The 18,474-nt window shown below is 56.6% G+C and carries 21 protein-coding genes and 1 tRNA gene; 9 read left to right on the top strand and 13 right to left on the bottom strand.

The window, feature by feature from the left end:
• Window positions 1-44: 44 nt before the first annotated feature.
• The 9 genes from mltG to VEI50_11865 form a co-directional block, all read right to left on the bottom strand.
• On the bottom strand, window positions 45-1,079 hold the full coding sequence (gene mltG / locus VEI50_11905; GenBank protein ID HXX75827.1) for an endolytic transglycosylase MltG: 1,035 nt from the start codon (window positions 1,077-1,079) through the stop codon (window positions 45-47).
• A complete protein-coding gene (gene ruvX, locus VEI50_11900) occupies window positions 994-1,557 on the bottom strand; it encodes a Holliday junction resolvase RuvX (protein ID HXX75826.1) in 564 nt (187 codons plus the stop codon). The genes mltG and ruvX overlap by 86 nt, the downstream gene beginning before the upstream one ends.
• Window positions 1,558-1,562: 5 nt before the next feature.
• Window positions 1,563-4,196 (bottom strand): alanine--tRNA ligase, encoded by a 2,634-nt coding sequence (alaS, locus tag VEI50_11895; GenBank protein ID HXX75825.1) that lies wholly within the window; start codon window positions 4,194-4,196, stop codon window positions 1,563-1,565.
• Complete coding sequence (locus VEI50_11890; GenBank protein HXX75824.1) at window positions 4,193-4,693, bottom strand: regulatory protein RecX; 501 nt, start codon at window positions 4,691-4,693, stop codon at window positions 4,193-4,195. The genes alaS and VEI50_11890 overlap by 4 nt, the downstream gene beginning before the upstream one ends.
• The gene (gene recA / locus VEI50_11885) at window positions 4,671-5,744 is read right to left on the bottom strand and encodes a recombinase RecA (GenBank protein HXX75823.1); all 1,074 of its coding nucleotides are present in this window, start codon (window positions 5,742-5,744) and stop codon (window positions 4,671-4,673) included. The genes VEI50_11890 and recA overlap by 23 nt, the downstream gene beginning before the upstream one ends.
• 193 nt (window positions 5,745-5,937) lie before the next feature.
• Window positions 5,938-6,330 (bottom strand): hypothetical protein, encoded by a 393-nt coding sequence (locus VEI50_11880; GenBank protein ID HXX75822.1) that lies wholly within the window; start codon window positions 6,328-6,330, stop codon window positions 5,938-5,940.
• A gap of 31 nt (window positions 6,331-6,361) precedes the next feature.
• Window positions 6,362-6,973 carry an RNA 2',3'-cyclic phosphodiesterase gene (thpR, locus tag VEI50_11875; GenBank protein HXX75821.1) on the bottom strand — a complete coding sequence of 204 codons (612 nt, stop codon included), beginning with the start codon at window positions 6,971-6,973 and terminating at the stop codon, window positions 6,362-6,364.
• Entirely contained in the window at window positions 6,970-8,265 is a 1,296-nt protein-coding gene (locus VEI50_11870) for a competence/damage-inducible protein A (protein HXX75820.1), read from the bottom strand. Before VEI50_11870 ends, thpR begins: the two co-directional genes overlap by 4 nt.
• Window positions 8,266-8,287: 22 nt before the next feature.
• Entirely contained in the window at window positions 8,288-8,881 is a 594-nt protein-coding gene (locus VEI50_11865) for a hypothetical protein (GenBank protein ID HXX75819.1), read from the bottom strand.
• Between the two features lie 161 nt (window positions 8,882-9,042).
• On the opposite strand from VEI50_11865, the gene VEI50_11860 reads away from it, so the two are divergent.
• The 5 genes from VEI50_11860 to VEI50_11840 all read left to right on the top strand — a co-directional run bounded on the left by VEI50_11860 (window position 9,043) and on the right by VEI50_11840 (window position 12,532).
• The gene (locus VEI50_11860; GenBank protein ID HXX75818.1) at window positions 9,043-9,756 is read left to right on the top strand and encodes a chlorite dismutase family protein; all 714 of its coding nucleotides are present in this window, start codon (window positions 9,043-9,045) and stop codon (window positions 9,754-9,756) included.
• 66 nt (window positions 9,757-9,822) lie between these two features.
• The gene (locus VEI50_11855) at window positions 9,823-10,521 is read left to right on the top strand and encodes a hypothetical protein (GenBank protein HXX75817.1); all 699 of its coding nucleotides are present in this window, start codon (window positions 9,823-9,825) and stop codon (window positions 10,519-10,521) included.
• 61 nt (window positions 10,522-10,582) lie between these two features.
• Window positions 10,583-10,795 carry a hypothetical protein gene (locus VEI50_11850; GenBank protein HXX75816.1) on the top strand — a complete coding sequence of 71 codons (213 nt, stop codon included), beginning with the start codon at window positions 10,583-10,585 and terminating at the stop codon, window positions 10,793-10,795.
• A gap of 21 nt (window positions 10,796-10,816) precedes the next feature.
• The gene (locus VEI50_11845; GenBank protein HXX75815.1) at window positions 10,817-11,995 is read left to right on the top strand and encodes a hypothetical protein; all 1,179 of its coding nucleotides are present in this window, start codon (window positions 10,817-10,819) and stop codon (window positions 11,993-11,995) included.
• A gap of 141 nt (window positions 11,996-12,136) precedes the next feature.
• Window positions 12,137-12,532 carry a cytochrome c maturation protein CcmE gene (locus tag VEI50_11840; GenBank protein HXX75814.1) on the top strand — a complete coding sequence of 132 codons (396 nt, stop codon included), beginning with the start codon at window positions 12,137-12,139 and terminating at the stop codon, window positions 12,530-12,532.
• A 27-nt stretch (window positions 12,533-12,559) separates the two neighbouring features.
• On the opposite strand, the gene VEI50_11835 is transcribed toward VEI50_11840, so the two are convergent.
• The gene (locus VEI50_11835) at window positions 12,560-13,423 is read right to left on the bottom strand and encodes an SDR family oxidoreductase (GenBank protein ID HXX75813.1); all 864 of its coding nucleotides are present in this window, start codon (window positions 13,421-13,423) and stop codon (window positions 12,560-12,562) included.
• A 286-nt stretch (window positions 13,424-13,709) separates the two neighbouring features.
• Between VEI50_11835 and VEI50_11830 the strand changes: the two genes are divergently transcribed.
• Genes VEI50_11830 through VEI50_11820 form a run of 3 tightly spaced genes read left to right on the top strand, consistent with a single transcriptional unit; the run spans window position 13,710 to window position 16,700 of the window.
• Complete coding sequence (locus VEI50_11830; protein ID HXX75812.1) at window positions 13,710-15,263, top strand: Ppx/GppA phosphatase family protein; 1,554 nt, start codon at window positions 13,710-13,712, stop codon at window positions 15,261-15,263.
• Entirely contained in the window at window positions 15,260-16,009 is a 750-nt protein-coding gene (gene tmk / locus VEI50_11825) for a dTMP kinase (protein ID HXX75811.1), read from the top strand. The genes VEI50_11830 and tmk overlap by 4 nt, the downstream gene beginning before the upstream one ends.
• The gene (locus VEI50_11820; protein ID HXX75810.1) at window positions 15,957-16,700 is read left to right on the top strand and encodes a dTMP kinase; all 744 of its coding nucleotides are present in this window, start codon (window positions 15,957-15,959) and stop codon (window positions 16,698-16,700) included. The genes tmk and VEI50_11820 overlap by 53 nt, the downstream gene beginning before the upstream one ends.
• Here the strand turns inward: VEI50_11820 and VEI50_11815 are convergent.
• Window positions 16,697-17,254 (bottom strand): histidine phosphatase family protein, encoded by a 558-nt coding sequence (locus VEI50_11815; GenBank protein HXX75809.1) that lies wholly within the window; start codon window positions 17,252-17,254, stop codon window positions 16,697-16,699. The genes VEI50_11820 and VEI50_11815 overlap by 4 nt on opposite strands.
• 38 nt (window positions 17,255-17,292) lie before the next feature.
• Window positions 17,293-17,898, bottom strand: a complete 606-nt coding sequence (locus VEI50_11810; GenBank protein ID HXX75808.1) for a hypothetical protein — start codon at window positions 17,896-17,898, stop codon at window positions 17,293-17,295.
• Between the two features lie 167 nt (window positions 17,899-18,065).
• Between VEI50_11810 and VEI50_11805 the strand changes: the two genes are divergently transcribed.
• Window positions 18,066-18,141, top strand: a tRNA-Met gene (locus VEI50_11805).
• A 230-nt stretch (window positions 18,142-18,371) separates the two neighbouring features.
• On the opposite strand, the gene VEI50_11800 is transcribed toward VEI50_11805, so the two are convergent.
• The coding region (locus VEI50_11800; GenBank protein ID HXX75807.1) for an integrase core domain-containing protein at window positions 18,372-18,474 on the bottom strand (103 nt) is incomplete at its 5' end.

Below are 18,474 nucleotides of genomic sequence, written 5' to 3'. Positions count from 1 at the left end.
GTTCGGAGAGATGAAGCAGAATCGCCCGAGAAGCCACTGTCTGGTTATGTCCGGGGAAGCGTCGGTCGTCGGAACGGCCGTTTTTGATACTTCTCCACCGCCTCATTGTGCTCCGCCAACGTTACGGAGAATTGATGCGTGCCGTCATTGCGCGAAACAAAATAGAGGGCGCGTGAAGTCGAGGGATAGAGTGCCGCGCGAATCGCCTGAATCCCGGGATTCGCGATCGGTCCCGGCGGCAAGCCGGCCCAGCGGTATGTGTTGTATGGGCTCGGATTGGAGAGATCCTTCTTCCGAAGATTTCCGTCGAAGTTCGGCAAGCCGTAAATCACCGTCGGGTCGCTTTGAAGGGGAATGCGCTTCTTCAAGCGATTGTGAAAGACCGCCGAGATCTCGGGACGTTCGTTGCCAGAACCGGTTTCTTTCTCGATCAGAGAAGCCAGCGTCAGCACCTCGTGCAGCGTCATCCTCACTTCCTGCGCGCGCGCGTGGAGATCCGCACCGAACACCTGGCGAAGGTGGTCAACCATTGCGACGACAATCTCTTTCGGCTTCACCTCACGGGGAAACTTATAGGTATCAGGGTACAGATATCCTTCCAGCGTGTCCGCCTTCACGCCGAGCGACGCAATGAGCGCCTTGTCGTTCGCGGCGTGCATGAACTCTTCACGGTTCGAGATACCGCGTTGCGCCATGACATCGGCGATTTGAGAGACCGTCAACCCTTCGGGAATCGTGAGCGGATGGAGCACCACCTGGCCGAGCAGGAGCTTGGAAAGAATTTCCGCCGGAACCATGCCGGCATTCAATTCATATTCGCCGGCATGAATTTTCCGATCCGCGGAATGCGACTTACCGAACAGGACGAACGCCGACCGGCTTTTGATCAGACGTTCCCGCTCAAGCAATGCCGCGACTTGTTGGAACGTCGCACCGTCCGGAATGACGACGATCTTTGAGGGAGGATGTTCTTGCGGAGAAACGGCAGGCCCTTCAGCCCACCGAATCGCCTGATATGCGGCCATGCCGAGAGCGATGACCGCGACGAGCAGAAGAACTAGAATGACCTTGAGTTTCATCGGATGTCTCTAGGGGCGCCGAATCTGCATCATTCTCCGTCCAGGCCTCCTTCATTGCAGTTGAGTCGAGGCTGGCCAAATAACTTTGGAGTAGAATCGCGGCCGCCACACGATCGACCGTCCCCTTCCGTTTTTTCCTGCTGACGTCCGCAGCGATCAGAAGGTCCTCCGCCGCCTTCGTCGTCATCCGCTCATCCCAGCGGACAATTGGAACGGAAATTCCCTCCTCTAGTCTTGCTGCGAACTCGCGCATGGCCTGAACCGCAGGACCTTCGCGGCCATCCAATTGCAATGGCAGACCCAACACCACCTTTCCTACCTCGTGGGATTTCACCAAAGAGGCAATGTGGGCGATATCGCGATCCAGCGTCCGCCGCTCGAACGTCTCAAGCGGCTGTGCCGTCCACCCAAGTTCGTCGCTCAGAGCAACACCGATCCGCTTCGTTCCATAGTCCAGTGCGAGAATGCGGCTCACCATTCAGTTTACCGCTGGAGGGAGTTTTCGACCAGGCCAAAGACTTTTTCTAACGCAGCGTCCAACCGGGAAGGGTCCTTGCCCCCGGCTTGGGCCATTTCCGGCCGTCCGCCGCCGGTGCCGCCCACTTCCGCCGCCATGACCTTTATAAGGTCCCCGGCCTTGAGTTTACCGGTCAGATCCTTCGTCACGACCACGAGCAATGACACCTTGCCGTCTTCCGTTGCAGCACCTAGGGCAACAACGCCGCTCTTGAGCTTGTCTCGCAATTGATCCGCCAGCGCCCGCATGCCGTTCACATCTAATCCGTCGGTCCGTTGCGCGTGAACTTGCACACCAGCGATCGTCTTCGCGGTTGAGGCCACGGCTGAGCCGCTGGCCATCTTGAGTTTCAGCTCTTCGAGCTCACGCTCCTTGTCCTTCAGCTGCGACATGACCTTGCGGGTTTTGGCAACCAACTCGGACTGATTGACTTTCAATAGCTCGGACAACTCACGAATATCAGCCTCGAGCTTTTTCATCAGGGCAAACGCGCCACTCCCAGTCTGGGCCTCGATGCGCCGCACACCGGCTGCAACACCCGTATCGGACACGATGCGGAACATTCCGATCTCACCGGTATGACGACAGTGGGTCCCTCCACACAACTCCTTGCTGAAGGACTCGACGGTCACAACCCGAACCTGCTCACCGTACTTGTCTCCGAAGAACGCCAACGCGCCCTTGGCCACCGCATCCTGAATGCTCATCACTTCGGTCTGCACCGTCTCGTTCTTTCGGACTTCGTCGTTGACCATTGTTTCGATATCGTCGATATCCCGGGACGAGAGCGGTCTGAAATGCGCGAAGTCGAACCGGAGCCGGTTCGGCCCGACCAGCGAGCCATATTGTTTCACATGAGGTCCGAGCAAATCGCGCAATGCTGCGTGGACGAGATGGGTCGCCGTATGGTTTCTGGCTGCATCCTGTCTTGTCGTCGCATTGACTGTCAGGTGCAGTTGTTCGCCTTCGCGAATACGCCCCTTGCTCACCATCCCCTTGTGGAGGATCAGCGTTGGTACCGGTCTCGTGGTCTCCTTGATCTCGACTCGCCCCTCTGGACCAATGAGCACCCCCTGATCACCGACCTGACCACCGCCTTCGGCATAGAATGGAGTGACATCCAACACGACTTCGACTTCCTCCCCTTCAGCAGCTTCTTTCACCATCCGCTCACCCTTGAGGATGGCGTGCAACACACTGTCGGTTTCGAGACGGTCATAGCCGATAAATTTGGTCGCTCCGACCCGTTTCGCCAACTCGGTGACGGCCGGCCTGGCGGTTTCCTGCTCGAACCCGCCGGTCTTGCGCGCACGGTTGCGTTGTTCTTCGATCGCCTGATCGAATCCCTGCTCATCGACGCTCATGTCCTGTTCACGACAGGCTTCCCCAATCAAGTCCAACGGAAACCCATAGGTATCGTAAAGTTTGAAGACATCGGTCCCGGATAAAACTTTCCGACCGGTAGACCGAGTCTTGGTGATCATGTCGTTTAAAATTGGGAGACCCTGATCGAGTGTGGCGATAAACCTCTCTTCTTCGCCCCGCGTCGCCTCGATAATTGTGCCGGCCGCACTCCGGAGCTCTGAATAGGCGCCAGCCATCTGGTTGATCACCGTCGCGGTCAATTCGTGCAAGAACGGCTCGACGATGCCGAGAAGCCGTCCATGCCTCGCGGCGCGACGAAGAATTCTGCGCAACACATAGCCACGGCCCTCGTTCGAAGGCAACACCCCGTCCGCCATCAAGAAGGTGATCGCGCGCAGGTGGTCCGCAATCACGCGCATGGAGCGATCGACCGTATCTTTCTTTCCGTACTGCGTCCCGGCCCGCTTTGCGATGACGGTCAGCAGCGGCATGAAGAGATCGCTATCGTAGTTGCTGAACACACCCTGCGCCACAGCCGTCAACCGTTCCAGTCCCATGCCGGTATCGATGCTCGGCCTCGGCAGCGGATGCAACTTCCCCGACGCATCCCGATTGAATTGCATGAACACGAGGTTCCAGATCTCGATGACGCGGTCGCCCTGGCCGTTCGGTCTATCATCGCCGGGAACGGACGGACCTTGATCAAAATGGATCTCCGAGCAAGGACCGCAGGGACCCGTATCGGCCATCTGCCAGAAGTTATCCTTCTCGTCAAAACGCACGATGCGCGAGGCCGGAACCCCGATGTGTTTCCACAACCGGTCCGCTTCATCGTCCTCTCGGAAGATCGTCACCCACAGCCGGTCTTTGGCCAAACCCGCGGTCTGCGTCAGGAATTCCCAGCCGAACTTGATCGCATCCTCTTTGAAATAGTCACCGAAGGAAAAATTGCCGAGCATTTCGAAAAACGTATGGTGACGTCGCGTGTAGCCGACGTTCTCAAGATCGTTATGCTTCCCGCCCGCCCGCAAACATTTTTGAACCGTCACAGCTCGTTTATAAGGACGAGTTTCCTCGCCAAGAAACACCCGCTTGAACTGATTCATCCCGGCATTCGTGAACAGCAGGGTGGGATCGGCCTGGGGAATCAGCGCCGAGCTGGGCACGGCCTGATGCCCCTGTTGTTCAAAGTACTGCACGAACGCCTGTCGGAGTTGTTGGGCGCTATTCTTCATGCATCAATTTCCGTGGCCTCACTGCGAATTCGTATAATACGGTTGATCGTCTCCTCTTCGAAACCCCGCTGACGTAGGAGACGGGCTGCCCTCATCGGGGCGAGCCGGCCACCCCGTCCCTGCTTGCCCGTGAGCGCTCGGCGCGCCAAGGTTTCTTCATCAACCCCTCGTAACACCTCGCGAATGGTACGATCGGCAAGTGACTCGGCAACGCCTTTCGCCAATAATTCAGCCTTGACCCGCAACCGTCCCATCGGCTTCCTGGCTAAGCAGCCTTCTATCCAGCGTTGCGCATAGGCGCGGTCGTTGAGATAGCGAAGCTCGGACAATCGACTGATGGTCTGCTTGACCTGAGCAGGCGTGGCGCCCTTGTCCTTGAGAAAATGCTCGACCTGAGCTGCGGTGCGGTCCCAGCGAGCGAGATACCGCACCGCAAGGCGCAGCCATTGGTTCGGCTGCGACGGGTCGATCCGTCTACCGGTGCCCCCGTTTTTCATCACCCTTGGCGGCCGGTTTCTCGTCTTTCGCGTCGACTTTCCTCTCCCCACGCACCGGTATGCCGGCCAGTTCGCGGAGCTTCGCCTCGATCTCCCGAGCCGTTCCCGGATTGTGCTTGAGATAGTCGCGCGCCGCCTCACGGCCCTGACCGATCCGCTCCCCTTTATAGGAGTACCAGGCGCCGGACTTTTCGATCAGGCGCTTCTCCACCCCCACGTCGATCAACTCGCCTGTCTTCGAAATGCCCTCCGCAAACATGATGTCGAACTCCGCCTGCTTGAAGGGCGGTGCCATCTTGTTCTTGACCACCTTCACACGGACACGGCTGCCCATGACATCCTGGCCTTCTTTGATCGACTCGATCCGGCGAATATCAAGACGGACCGAGGAATAAAATTTGAGCGCATTGCCGCCGGTCGTCGTTTCCGGGTTCCCGAACATTACACCGAGTTTCATCCTGATTTGATTGATGAAAATCACCGTCGTGAGCGATTTCGCGATCGCCGCCGTAAGTTTCCGCAACGCCTGCGACATGAGCCGCGCTTGAAGACCCATGTGGGCATCGCCCATCTCGCCTTCGATCTCAGCCCGAGGGGTCAACGCCGCGACGGAGTCGATGACGATCAAGTCGATCGCCCCGCTGCGCACGAGTGTTTCAGCAATTTCCAGAGCCTGTTCTCCAGTATCCGGCTGGGACACCAACAATTCGTCGGCTTGCACGCCCAACTTCTTCGCATAGGTCAGGTCCAGTGCATGCTCCGCATCGATGAAGGCCGCCACCCCACCGGTTTTCTGGACTTCGGCGATGCAGTGGAGCGTCATCGTCGTTTTACCCGAAGCTTCCGGGCCGAAAATCTCAATCACGCGCCCGCGTGGCAAGCCTCCGACACCGAGTGCGATATCGAGGCCCAACGATCCAGTCGAAATCGCCGGAACGTCGACCTGCCTTTCCTCGGCACCCAGTTTCATGATTGCTCCCTTCCCGTACTGTTTTTCGATCTGGGAAAGGGCTAAATCCAGCGCGCGCTTTTTATCGTCTTTTTCTGCCATGAAGGTCTCCTACGTTAGTGAACATCAGGCGCGGCGATTATACCGAAGCGGGAAGGGGAAACCTAGCCCAGACTCCCAACAGGCCACGGTCTATCTTTTCCGAATTCCCCGAAATACTGGGATTTCGCGCGCAACAGAAGACGGCCGGCACCCTCAGACATCATCGAACGGAACACCGCCAGTCAAAGGCAGGCTACAGAACGTGCTCGAACTGCTCGAAGGAGTTCCGTGAAGAGGATTCAGGAAGAGTGAATCTGAAATGAAATTCCTGATGGTGGCCGTCGGGAGACCGATCAACCCACCCCTCAGCGGTGATCGAATCATCGGATTTTGATTTCCCTTCCGGGTAGAACCGAAATCGCAGACTGCTTCTGCGGTCGCCCTTCGGCTGATCAGGAGTCAAGGTACCCGTGATCTCCAGATAGTCGTCGAGAACATCCAGCGCATGATTCAACCATGACCGCAAGAGGTGCTTTGTCACCGCCGCATTAAATGGCTGATCGGCATCGAACTCATCGGACCTGCCTGCCCAGACGGGGAGAGTCATCATCATGAGAAGAGCTGCGGTCGGAAGAACGAGCTTCATGGCAACATCTTATAAACGCCTCGACGAGCCGTCAAGGACGGGCAAGGGCAACCTCCCACAGCTTTGTATACACTGGCCCGGTTGGTCGCAGTTCACTTTTCATCAACACGACGGATTCAAGCAAGAGTGATCCCAATGAGAGTGGTCGGTCCATCACGCTAGTCTTGGCCAATGTCTGCCCAACGTGACGTTCCCCTTCTTTGATCCGAGCCAGCGTCAAATGCGGGCTCAAAGGTCTACTGTCGTGGGCAAAGTCGAACGTTGCACAACAGTCCTCGATTCCTCGATGGAGCGAGGCTAATCGTTGAGCGTCCTCACTCTGCTCCCACTGTTCTGACGCACCAACCCAGAGCACCCTCGGTTGGTGCGGGCGTGGGAACGCTCCGAATCGTTCGAGGGGAATCCGGATCGATCGGTGTTCTCTCAGGACCTGCTCGATGGCTGCTCGCATGTCATCGACAAGCCGTTCGTCGATGTCGCCGAGAAACTTGATCGTAAGATGAATCGCGGTTGGTTGGACCCAGGAAATGCGAACATCTCTCGAACCTTCTCTGCTGAGTCGTTGCCGGAGTTCCTGCTGCACCTGGGCAATCTGCTTGCGGAGGTCATCGTTGACCTCGACCGCGATAAAGGCCCGGATCATTTGGATTCTCTGTCAATCAGCCAGCGCCGAAGCAAGTCAAGAGCCGCTTGCGAGGACCGTTGTTTGATCACATGGCGGTCACCATGGAAACGGAATTCTTTTGTAATCGTTCCTCCTTCTCCGCCATCCAGGCCAACAAAGACCAGGCCCACCGGCTTGGTCGCCGTTCCGCCATCGGGACCGGCGATGCCGGTCGCACTCAGACCGATATCAGTCCCGCTCCGTTCCCGTATGCCATTCGCCATGGCGGCTGCCACGGACGCGCTTACCGCTCCATACTTCTCAAGCAGGCTCGTCGGAACACCCAGCAGTTCCATCTTTGCCCCATTGCTGTAACAGACAACCCCTCGATCAAAATACGCCGATGAGCCAGGCACTTGCGTCAACCGATGGCCGATCAAGCCACCGGTGCAGGATTCAGCCACAGCCAGAGTCAGAGCGTGCCTCGTCAGCAATCGACCGACGATTTCTTCCATGGTCTCGCGCCCCTCGGCAAAGAGCCATTCACTCAATCGGCCACGGACTTGCCGCGCGAGCGGATGAAGAAGGTCTTCCGCGATCCTGCTCTTGCGAGCTCCAGATTTGGTCGTGAGCGAGACAAGCACGCCCATCGGCGAGGCCAGGAAGCCCAGATCGACCGGCATTCTATCGGGCACGAGCCCTTTTAACTTCGCGTCGACATCTGCTTCCGGAAGACCGAATGTGTGAAAAACCTGGCGAACGATCGGTGTCGCCATCTGTTTGGTGTCCTTGAGTCTCGAGGTGAGGATCGGCATCACTTTCTGGACCATCATCGCCTCCATCTCTCTCGGCACACCAGGCAAAGACACAATCAGAGAGTTTTTCCAGGTGAGGCAAAAGCCCGGAGCCGACCCGACTGGATTGGCCAGTACGGTCGCTCCTGAGGGAATCATCGCTTGTCGCAACTGTCCCCTACTCGGCGTTCGACCCCACTGGGCCAAGCGGGCTCTTAGAGCGTCCAACGCATCCTTCCGCTTACCGAGTCGCCGGCCCGTTACGTGAGCGACTGCTTCTCTTGTGCAATCATCCATTGTAGGACCAAGGCCGCCGGTCATAATGACCACTCCGGCACGCTTTGCTGCATGCCCGATGGTAAGCGCAATATCCGATCGAGTATCGCCCACGACCGACTTGAATCGGACTTCGATGCCTAGCTTGCCGAGTTCCTCAGCCAAGAACAGGGAGTTTGCATCGGACTTCCCGCCGATCAAAAGCTCAGTCCCGATGGCAATGGTTTCAGCGATGAGTGGCAGGGCTGCGGATGTTGGCATGGATGGCAGAGCGTTGTAGGAACTAATGAATCTCTGAAAAATTCAGCGTGAAGGTTGCTTCACCTCCGTTGGCCGGAAAGACCGTAATGTTCGTCTTGGCCAACGGGTCGAAATCGGCATAGTTGAACGATGCCACGACTTTCGCCTTGAACCGGGGATTTTCAGGCCAAGCGGCGCTGCGGTTCGCCTGCCCGTCGAATCGCACGGTCACAGGCTTGATCGTCTTCCCGCCCTGATCAAGCACCATATAACTGTCCACCGCGAAGTTCGGCACATTGCCGAAAATCACCGTGCTGACCAACATGGTCTTCCCTTCCAACACCTGCGATACGTCGGCCTCCGTGGGTTGCAATCCTCGTAAGGCCATGTGTGTCGCCATGACCGACAAGCCTCCCATCTTCGTGATCAGAAACCCGTTCGGATGCAGCTCGTCCGTGGCACCGAACCGCGCGTAAAACGAGTCCGGCGGGCTTCGCTTTTCAGCTGCTTCCTTACCCCGATCGAGTGCCGCCTGAATCTGGTCAGGAGTTGGTTGGACATCGATCGTCCAGCCGATCGCTTCAGACAGGCAAACTAAAATGAGCGCGGTAACGATGCGGGTCGTGTTTTGGTACATGTGTCGGGATTATATCCGTTGATGCCAGTACCAGATCGATTTCGCCCTGTCAACGCAGATCGCTGGAGCCTCTCGCCCGTTGACAAATCGAAAGATGAAGTGCTAAACACAGAACTCTAGACTTACCGTGCCTTTTCAAGAAGTTGCACGGAGGAGTTCCGATGTCGAGCCCTGAGCAGACTCCAGCCCCCAAACGCCAATACGTCAATTTCGTCTTCTATAAAATCGATCCGGCTTGGCGCCGCCTTCCAGAGGACGAGCGCACCAGAGGCAAGCAAGAATTCGTGCGGGCGATCGAAGAGTACAGCGGCAAGGTACTCGTGATCGCGTATTCGACGGTCGGAATCCGCGGAGACTGCGATATCATGCTCTGGCGTATCAGCTACGAACTCGAACTCTTCCAGGAAATGAGCACGAAGGTCCAGGCCTCAGGACTCGGCAAATACCTCAGCACACCCTATTCATACTTGTCGATGACAAAGCGATCCATCTACGTTGATCACCACACTCATGAGAATCAGGAGAGCAAGCGGCTGACGGTCGTCCCCGGCAAGGCAAAATACATTTTCGTCTACCCGTTCCTGAAAACCCGCGAATGGTTCCTGCTCACGAAGGCGGCAAGGCAGGGCATGATGGACGAGCATATCGAAGTCGGCCATCGCTTCCCTTCCGTCAAGCTGAATACGACCTACTCCTTCGGGTTGGACGATCAAGAATGGGTGGTCGCGTTCGAGAGCGACAAGCCGGAAGACTTTCTCGATCTCGTCATGGCCTTGCGCGAGACTGAAGGCTCCCGCTATACACTTCGTGATACACCGATCTTTACTTGTATCCGCCGGAGCCTCAAGGAAGCGCTCGATACGCTCGGTGGATGACGAATCTCACTTTATGATTCCCGAACGGCCTTCGATGGAACGATCGAAGGCCGTTTGTTTTTTGACATGACGGTGTCGCTTCCCCACCGATCGCCGGTTGATCCTCGCGCTGCTTTCTTGTCCACGCTCCTCCCCGGTTTGGGACAATTCATCCAGAAGCGATACAGGCAGGGTCTGACCTGTTTGATGATGACACTCGCCTTGGCTGCCGCGAGCGGTGGTCTTGGCTACGTTTCCGGCCGCGCTGCCGAGATCTTTTTCTTCATGTTGCTGGTGCTCCCGTGGTTGGCCCTCCAAAGCTATGATGCCTACCTCGGCCCGAGCGACCAACAATGGGGCTTCCTTCGCACCTGGCGTGCAGTGTGGCAACGGGGACATGATATTCGTTTTCTAGGCGCGCTCTTTCTCCTGAGTGCGGTCAATGACTCGATCATCATCCTTAACAACCCAGAGTACTTGCTGCCGTTCTTTTGCACAAAACCGGCCGGGGTCGTGGGAGTTGCCACCAAGGCCGTTTCTCCCGCGTTACATACCGCGGTGGGTCTTGGCTTTCTCCGCCTTCGCCGCTGGTCGCTTTTCCTCTATCTTCTCTATGCCGCTTATGGGATGGCCAACGCGATCGTGAACCTGACCTGCTTTGGCCCAGGTCGAGTTCGTATCACGCTCCTGATCACGCTGGCCATCTTCACTGGGTATATCTTGTGGCGGCACCGGTGTTTTGACGAAACCGCCGACCTGGAGCGGCCTAGGCGCTTTGACAGGTGAACAAACCCTGTGTTACCTGTAGAGGCAGACAGGGCAGTTCGTCACAAAGGCCGTCGATTCGATGAGCGATAACAATGCCTTATACGCCATCCGCTTCCCCGACGGATCGGTGAGCCTGTACATCGACGAGGAATACGCGAAGGAACGAGGGGTAAATCCCGCAACCCTGACGCGCGTGGAAATTCCTCGCGAATTGTTCAGTTCTGGAACCATTCAGGATATCCGCGAATACGTCGCGACGTATTTAGAAGCCCAACAGTCGGGCACCGCCTAGCCGCAGAATTGGAACCTCTTCATGGCTGCTCCCCTCACCGTTGCCACAATCGAATCAGCAATCGCGAAGATGCCCATCCAGGGTCGCATCATGCTGCGGCTCATCCTGCTGCAATACTTCGACGTCACCACGGAAGAAATTGAGTACATGGCGGCGGATCGTCCGGATCCCCGATGTGTGGCAGGGACAAAACCGACGCATAACATGATCACAAAGGAAGCCATCAAGGCCGTCCAGGACAAGCGCGATGAGTATCGGAGATACGCCCGACTCACACGTGAACGAACATGGCTGCAATGCGAATCTCTCAAGCGACTGGCCCAACTCCGTGACGCCATGGCCAATCGGGCCGAAGAGCTGTTGCGATCTCGTTTTGGGCTGGACCGGGAGGCAGTCGACGCCCTCAAATCTCAGGCTCGCGCAGCGCTTCCCAAACCGGCCATCCGTGCGTTGGACCGGCGATGGGATGCTGACGAGATCACTTCCGAGGAGTACCAGCGGCAACGACTGGGAATTGAATTACAAACTCACCTGCGGCTTGCGGAAAAGTATCGCAAACGTTTGGATCTTGCCGAGCGCGAGCGCCACACCGCGAACCATACGCCTATCCACGATCACGAAATCGGCCATATTTGGGGAATTCCCGCAGGCAGTTTGGCCGCGCGCAAGGTCAAGTATCTGGCGCAATATCTCCAGACGCTGCAGACCTTGATCGAGCGAGACGCACCGGGTCAAGGTTCGACAACACCCCCCCTCGATCTTTGGAATGAAACATTTTCGGTTCTCGCTCAGTCGCCGATCGAACGATCCCTCTCGACATACGATGGACTGGAACGAACGGAGTCGGCGCTGCTCGAGAAACTGACGGCCTTGGCTTGGGGAAATCTCGCCGAGGATGTGGAAGCCAAATTCTGGCTGTCATTGGTGCATAGCGCCAGCTCGAACGCGGTCCATTCCGAATTAGCGCGCTCGCTGTTCGGATTGCAGCGGCTTGCCGCCATCATGGCTGAACTGGATAGCTCTCCCGCCTCCCTCGAAGAAGCGCTCCTTGCCCGTATCGCACCAAGAGCGAAGTCTGAATCTGGGGGACTCTTGGAAGAAAAACCCGCCGAGCCGGTCCTGGGAGAAATGGGAGAACATGTCCTGAGGAGCATGCTCGGCGAGAGCCACCCGGACCTCCACGGCAGCCGCCGATCATAATCGTACATACTCGGCTTCGAAGTTCCCACCCTAATCCCCCCATCGCAACTCCTCGACGAATTCATCTTTCAGGCGGAGTCCCCGAGATCTCCTCCAATTGTTCCCTTGAATTTCGACAAAACGACGATATAATACGACCATATGTATTCTTGGCGCATATCCTTTCTTGCTCTTCCCGCTTTCCTCATCATCATGTCGGCAGTTGGCCTGTCAGCGAGCCTGCTGGAAATTGCCGAGTTGCTCGCGCATCCCGAACAGTATGATCGACAGGAGATTGTCGTGACGGGCCAAGTCACCAATCTTCAGTTGGCGACAAATCGGCAAGGCCAGCCAGCTTACGGATTCCTGCTCAAGGATCATGCGGGAACGCTGAAGGTGATCAGCCTCGGTCAGGCTGAGGTACGAGAAGGTGATCAAGTGATTGTCGAAGGAGTGTTTAGTCGTCTTCGTCAGGCGGGGCGAACCATCATCTACAACGAAATCAAGGCCACATCCATCAAGCCAGTGAACCGTCTCAATCCCGATCTAGTTGGTTGATTCACCTCTTCCTCTTGCCCGATCTCGTCACAACCTGCTCCCCTCACGAGGTAGCTTTAAAATCCACGTCAGCAGTCGATCGTTCAGGCGATCCGGCAACCACTTCACCATCCAGGCCCGAATTTTCGCATCGGTTCCCACCAGATAACGCGTGCGCGGGCGTGATGCCGTCAATGCATGGACGACGGCTCGCACAACGGCATCAGGCGGGATCGCCCGGTCTGCAGCCTTCTCCACCGTTTCTTTGATCCGCATGATCAGCTCCGTATAGCCGATTGCAGCGGATGAATCGTCTGCGACCTCGAGATCCCTCGCAGCGTTGACTGACTTCTCCCAGATTGGTGTCGCAATGGCTCCCGGTTCGATAACGGACACCTGTATTCCCCACTGCTGCAGCTCAAGACGTAACGCGTTCGTGAGTGCCTCTAAGGCAAACTTTGACGCGGAATAGGGTCCCATCAGTGGGATCGTGGCGCGACCCGCAATCGAACCCATGTTCACGATGCGCCCGCGTCCTTTCCGAAGCAACGGCAGGAATGCCTGCGTGACCGCAATTTGCCCAAATACATTGACCTCGAACTGCCGTCGTAATTGATCGATCGATATCACTTCAAGGGGGCTCCCGACTGCAATTCCGGCGTTGTTGATCAGACCGGCTAGACCGGCATGACCGAGATGGTGAGTCACTCGATCCGCTGCGTTCCGAATAGAAGCTTCCTCGGTTACGTCGAGAGGGATCGGGATCAACCGGAGGCTCCGGCCGTTGGCTAAGGCCTCACCGGCCTCACGATTGCGCACGCCGGCAAACACCTGGAAACCATGATCAGCCAAGAAGCCGGCACAAGCAGCTCCAATACCGGTTGAGGCACCGGTAATCACGACAGCCGGCATGGTCGAAGGATTTGGCACAGATTATAAGCAGAGGTTAGTGTTTGTTCCGATCGAGATTCCAGCAGCCTAGCACGAGCGCATAGGGTACAGGGAAAGATTATCGATGTAACTCAAACTTAATAGATTCATGCCTTGACAGAGCACGATCGTTTAACCATGGTCCTCCTCCGTTCGGATGAGGATTGGGCTACGTCGCCTGCGCCACAACAAGGGGCGGGTGGCTGTTTGTTCATACTCGCAAATTCCCTGTGCAATACCCTATAAATTATTGATACTATTATCTGCCATGCCGAAGATTGCCGTCATCGACATCGGAACGAACTCCATCCACATGGTCCTGGCCGAAGTCCTGCCTGATTTCAGCTATCGAATTGTGGATCGGTTCAAAGATATGACCCGGCTGGGCAACGGAGCCTTCACGACCAGGCATCTCTCCCATGACGCCATGACTCGAGCGTTAGATGTACTTCGCAATTTGGTCACATTGGCTAGGAATAAGGGGTTCGATCGAATCGTCGGTGTCGCGACCAGCGCTGTTCGGGAAGCCCAAAACGGAGGCGATTTCATCGATCTTGTCGCGAAACATACTCAGCTCAAGGTCCGGGTCGTCAGCGGCATTGAAGAAGCGCGTTTGATTTTCCTTGGGGTGAAGAACAGCATCCCCTTAACGGATCAGCCGACTCTCGCAGTTGATGTCGGAGGAGGCTCTGTTGAGCTCATGGCGGGCAATCGGGACCAACTCCTCCATGCAAAAAGCCTGAAACTCGGCGCAATCCGCCTGGTCGATCAGTTCCTTCAACGAACACCTCCTGCTATCAACATTCTCCGTTCCCTTGAAGACACTGTGACCGCACAACTGACTGCTGCCTTGAATTCGTTCAAAATAAAACGCTTCGATTCGTTAGTCGCAACCTCTGGCATGGCGGGCAACCTCGCTGAGATCGTGCACTTGCGCCGTACGAACCGGCCTTTAATCCAATTGAACCTGACGAAGATTTCCCTCAAAGATGTCCGTGAAATTGAAGCCGACCTCGCCCAGTCGAACATCAAAGCGCGCCTGGCTATTCCGGGCCTCGATCCGAAGCGGGCCGATACCCTTTTACCGGCCTCGCTGGTCTTGCGCAGGCTTATGGAACTGTCCGGACAAGACGAGCTCACCCTCTGCGATAAGGCAATTCGCGAGGGTGTCATCTTCGACTTCATCGACCGGCACCGCGAGCGCCTCAAAGCCGAGGCCGAAATTCCCGATCTTCGTCGTCGGAACGTCGTCGCGCTGGCCCGTCGGTGCCAAGCACCCGAAGTGCATAGCCTGCACGTCGCAAGTCTCGCGCTCCGTCTCTTCGATCAAACGCAACGCCTCCATAAACTCAGTTCCACAGAACGTGCGTGGCTCGAGTACGCCGCCATCCTTCACGATATCGGTTATCTCATCAATGAGCGGCAACACCATAAACACGCGTACTACTTGATCGTGAATAGCGAGTTGGGAGGACTCTCCAGCGATGACATTCACGTCGTCGCCAACGTCGCCCGCTATCACCGGCGCGCCGTTCCACATCAGAAACACGAAGGGTTCGAGCTGCTGTCGAGTAAGAAAAAGCGAGTCGTTCGTCTCCTGTCCGCCATTCTTCGAATCGCGGACGCCCTGGATCGAACACACTTTTCCGTCGTCCGTACTCTCGACGTCAAGCTCGGTAAGACCATCACCATTCACCTGCACGTGACGGGCGATGCCGTTCTAGAGACATGGGCTGCGAAAGGCCGCGCGGATCTTTTCGAGCAAGTCTTCCGTCGACGGGTTAAGTTTACGGCATCAACAGAAGAAGACGAGGCAGCATGAGCGACCACCCAGCGGCCAGATCGACCTCTCATCCTTACCCTGGGAAGCTGATTATCGTCGAGGGTATCGACGGCTCAGGCAAGAGCACGCAGCTCCTTTTATTGCACAAATGGCTGGAGTCCAAAGGGCACAAAGTCTTCTTCACGGAATGGAATTCTTCCGACCTGGTCAAGGATACGACGAAACGAGGGAAGAAGACCAAGAGCCTCACCCCAACGACGTTCAGCTTGCTGCATGCGACCGACTTTGCCAGCCGGCTGTATCATGACATCCTTCCGCCGCTCAAAGCCGGCATGCTCGTGCTCGCCGACCGATATATGTACACCGCGTTCGCCCGGGACGTCGTTCGTGGGGTTTCTCCCGAATGGGTCCGCAAGCTCTACAGCTTCGCGATTCGCCCGGACATGGCCTTTTATTTCAAGGTGCCGATTGAAATCGCGATTTCCCGTTTACTCGGAGGGACCAGGGGCCAGTTCAAGTATTACGAGGCCGGGATGGACATGAACCTGAGCCAGGACGTTACGGAGAGTTTCCGTATCTTCCAATCTCGTATCCTCGCTCAGTATGACAAGATCGTCGATGAGTTCGACCTCATCACGATGGATGCGACCAAAGATATTGCCGAGCAGCAGAACGAGATGCGCCGCGTTGTCGAGGCCGCTTTGATAGACTACAAACCACGACGAGGAACCCATGGTCGACGCACAGTATTTTGGCGACGGTTTGACGTACCTAAATCCGAGTGACCTCAAAGGCAAACTGATCGCCATCGAAGGAACGGATGGCGTGGGCCGCTCCACCCATATCGAGATGTTGCAGGAATGGCTCGAGGTGCAGGGTTACGGCGTCATGACGACCGGCTGGACTCGGTCCAACCTGATGTCCAAGACGATCGAAATGGCGAAAGAAGGCAACATCCTCGATCGCTGGTCGTTCACGCTGCTCTATGCCACCGACTTTGCCGATCGCCTGGAACATCAGGTCATTCCGGCCCTTCGGTCTGGGTTCATCGTGCTGGCCGATCGATACATCTATACGGCGCTGGCGCGGGATTTTGTCCGGAGCGGAGATCGTAGATGGGTTCGAGATGTCTTCGGGTTTGCCCTCGTGCCCGATCTTGTCTGTTACTTGCGCATCGACGTTGAAACCTTGGTATTGCGTGTCATCGAATCGAAGGGCATGAACTTCTGGGAATCCGGAATGGACCTGCGTCTCGGAGGAGATCTTTACGACAGCTTCAAAAAATACCAGTCGCTGCTGATCGAGGAATTCGACAAGATGACTGAGGAATTTAACTTTGAAGTGATCGACGCTCGCAAATCGCCGGAAGAGATTCAAGAAGAGCTGCAGAACAAGATCCGGCCTCTCCTATCGAATCACTTGGAAAGTCCAGCCGTACTGGTCGACAGCGTAGCCCATCCCAGCCCGACAACTTAATCCTCTGCGTTGCTCTTTTCCTTTCCAATCGCTCGTAACTGGCTGGGAGTCAGCCACCAGACGAGCCGGCCTCGACCCAGTTTGGCCGAAAGCGGCAATTCGATCAAGCACGCACCCGCTTTCTTCAAAGGAAAGGCGGGGGTCTGTCGTCCGGACAACAGCACACTCGCAGTCAGGCCAAGATGGGGTTCATGACCGACACAAAGAGCATATGATCCTGGTGAGAGCTTGTTGAGCAAAACAAGGACCTTCTCCGGTGATACGTCAGGGAGTAATTCGTCAGCCACCTGTAATACCGATCGACCGGCCAAGACATCACGCAACACTTTTGCCGTTTCGACCGCACGAATCAATGGACTCGTCACTATGTGGGTCGGGCGTACGCCCAATCGTTTCAGCCCCATAGCTGCTCGCTTGACTTTTCGCTTTCCCTTGTCAGTGAGGGGCCGATCCGCATCTTTTCCCGCCCACTCCTCCCGGTCTGCAGCAATGCCATGCCGAAACAGAATGCACCGTAGAAGATGTTTCTCTTCGATCCGGTTGTCCTCACTCATGAGCCAAAGACTCCTTCAACAGGCCGGGAAGTAACCTCTCACCATGCACCAGCGGGAACTTCATCGGGATCGAACAGCCCGACCATGGTAAACCGCCCTCCGATTGCCACAAGAATCCCGTCACGGAGATCGCATCGATATGGGGCCAGACTCGCTCCTTCCAGATACCGATCGACCGTGCGAGGCAACCGGCGCCACCAGGCTCGCGCCGACTGCCGTGCTTCTCTTGCCGGAGATCCACCTGACAGGAGCAGTTGTGCGACCTCCTTTTCAAAAAATCCCACATGGATCAACTCGTCTTCGAGAATTGCACCAAGGTCAGGTTGAACCTGCGCGAGCAGCTTCGCAAACTCCAATCCCAAGGCCTCATATCCAAGAAGGTGCACGGCGAGCGCCGGCCACTGCCTTGGAACACGCGGCAGCTGGTGCCGTTTCCGGGGAGGGGCGGCTAACCGCCGCTCGAATTCTTCTAAATGAGCCGCTTCATCTTGCTCATGACGACGGAGAAACGGAAGCACGTACGGCGGCGCATCATGAATCTGCTGAGCCTGAGCGGACTGCACCGTCCACAATGCCATCGCTTCTGCTTTGAGAAACCGCTCGAGCAATGCCTGCTCGCAGGATTCAGGAAGAATGATCTGCATGGGCCAAGTGTAAAGGAATAGGCGCGAAGAACCAATCCCGACGTATAGGCTAACCGGCCAGTGAGTCGTCGAAGGCATGGATAAACGAACCACAGGACTCCCACAGTGGACACGTTCAAGAGTGTTCAAGTATCATGCTTTTCCGCTTTGTTGAGATCCCTCCCTGTGGCGGTGTAGCTCAGTTGGTAGAGCAGCGGACTCATAAGCCGCGGGTCACCCGTTCGATCCGGGTCACCGCCACCAATGAACCCAACGACTTAGGACTCCCCTGCTCCGCCACACCCCTTGCAGGTTGCGGCTGGGTTGCGGATTTGACCGGTCCCCCTGTCTCATCCAACTGACCAACCCATCCGCGATCCCCACTCGGAAACAGATGCCCATAGGTATCCATCGTGACCTGGATGGAACCATGACCGGCCTGCTCTTGAATGTACTTGACCTGCCCCCTGTAGTTGTACCACTTGCAATGTGACTCACGCGCACCGTGGCGCGATGGCTTCCGGTGCCGGCGGACGATAGCCCAGGGCGCTGTGGGGCCGAATCCGGTTGTAGGTCTGCCGCCAGCACTCCACGAGC

It is taken from the genome of Nitrospiraceae bacterium, from assembly GCA_035623075.1.
Taxonomy (GTDB): Bacteria; Nitrospirota; Nitrospiria; order Nitrospirales; family Nitrospiraceae; genus DASPUC01.
This window is presented reverse-complemented; position numbering and strand designations above follow the sequence as displayed.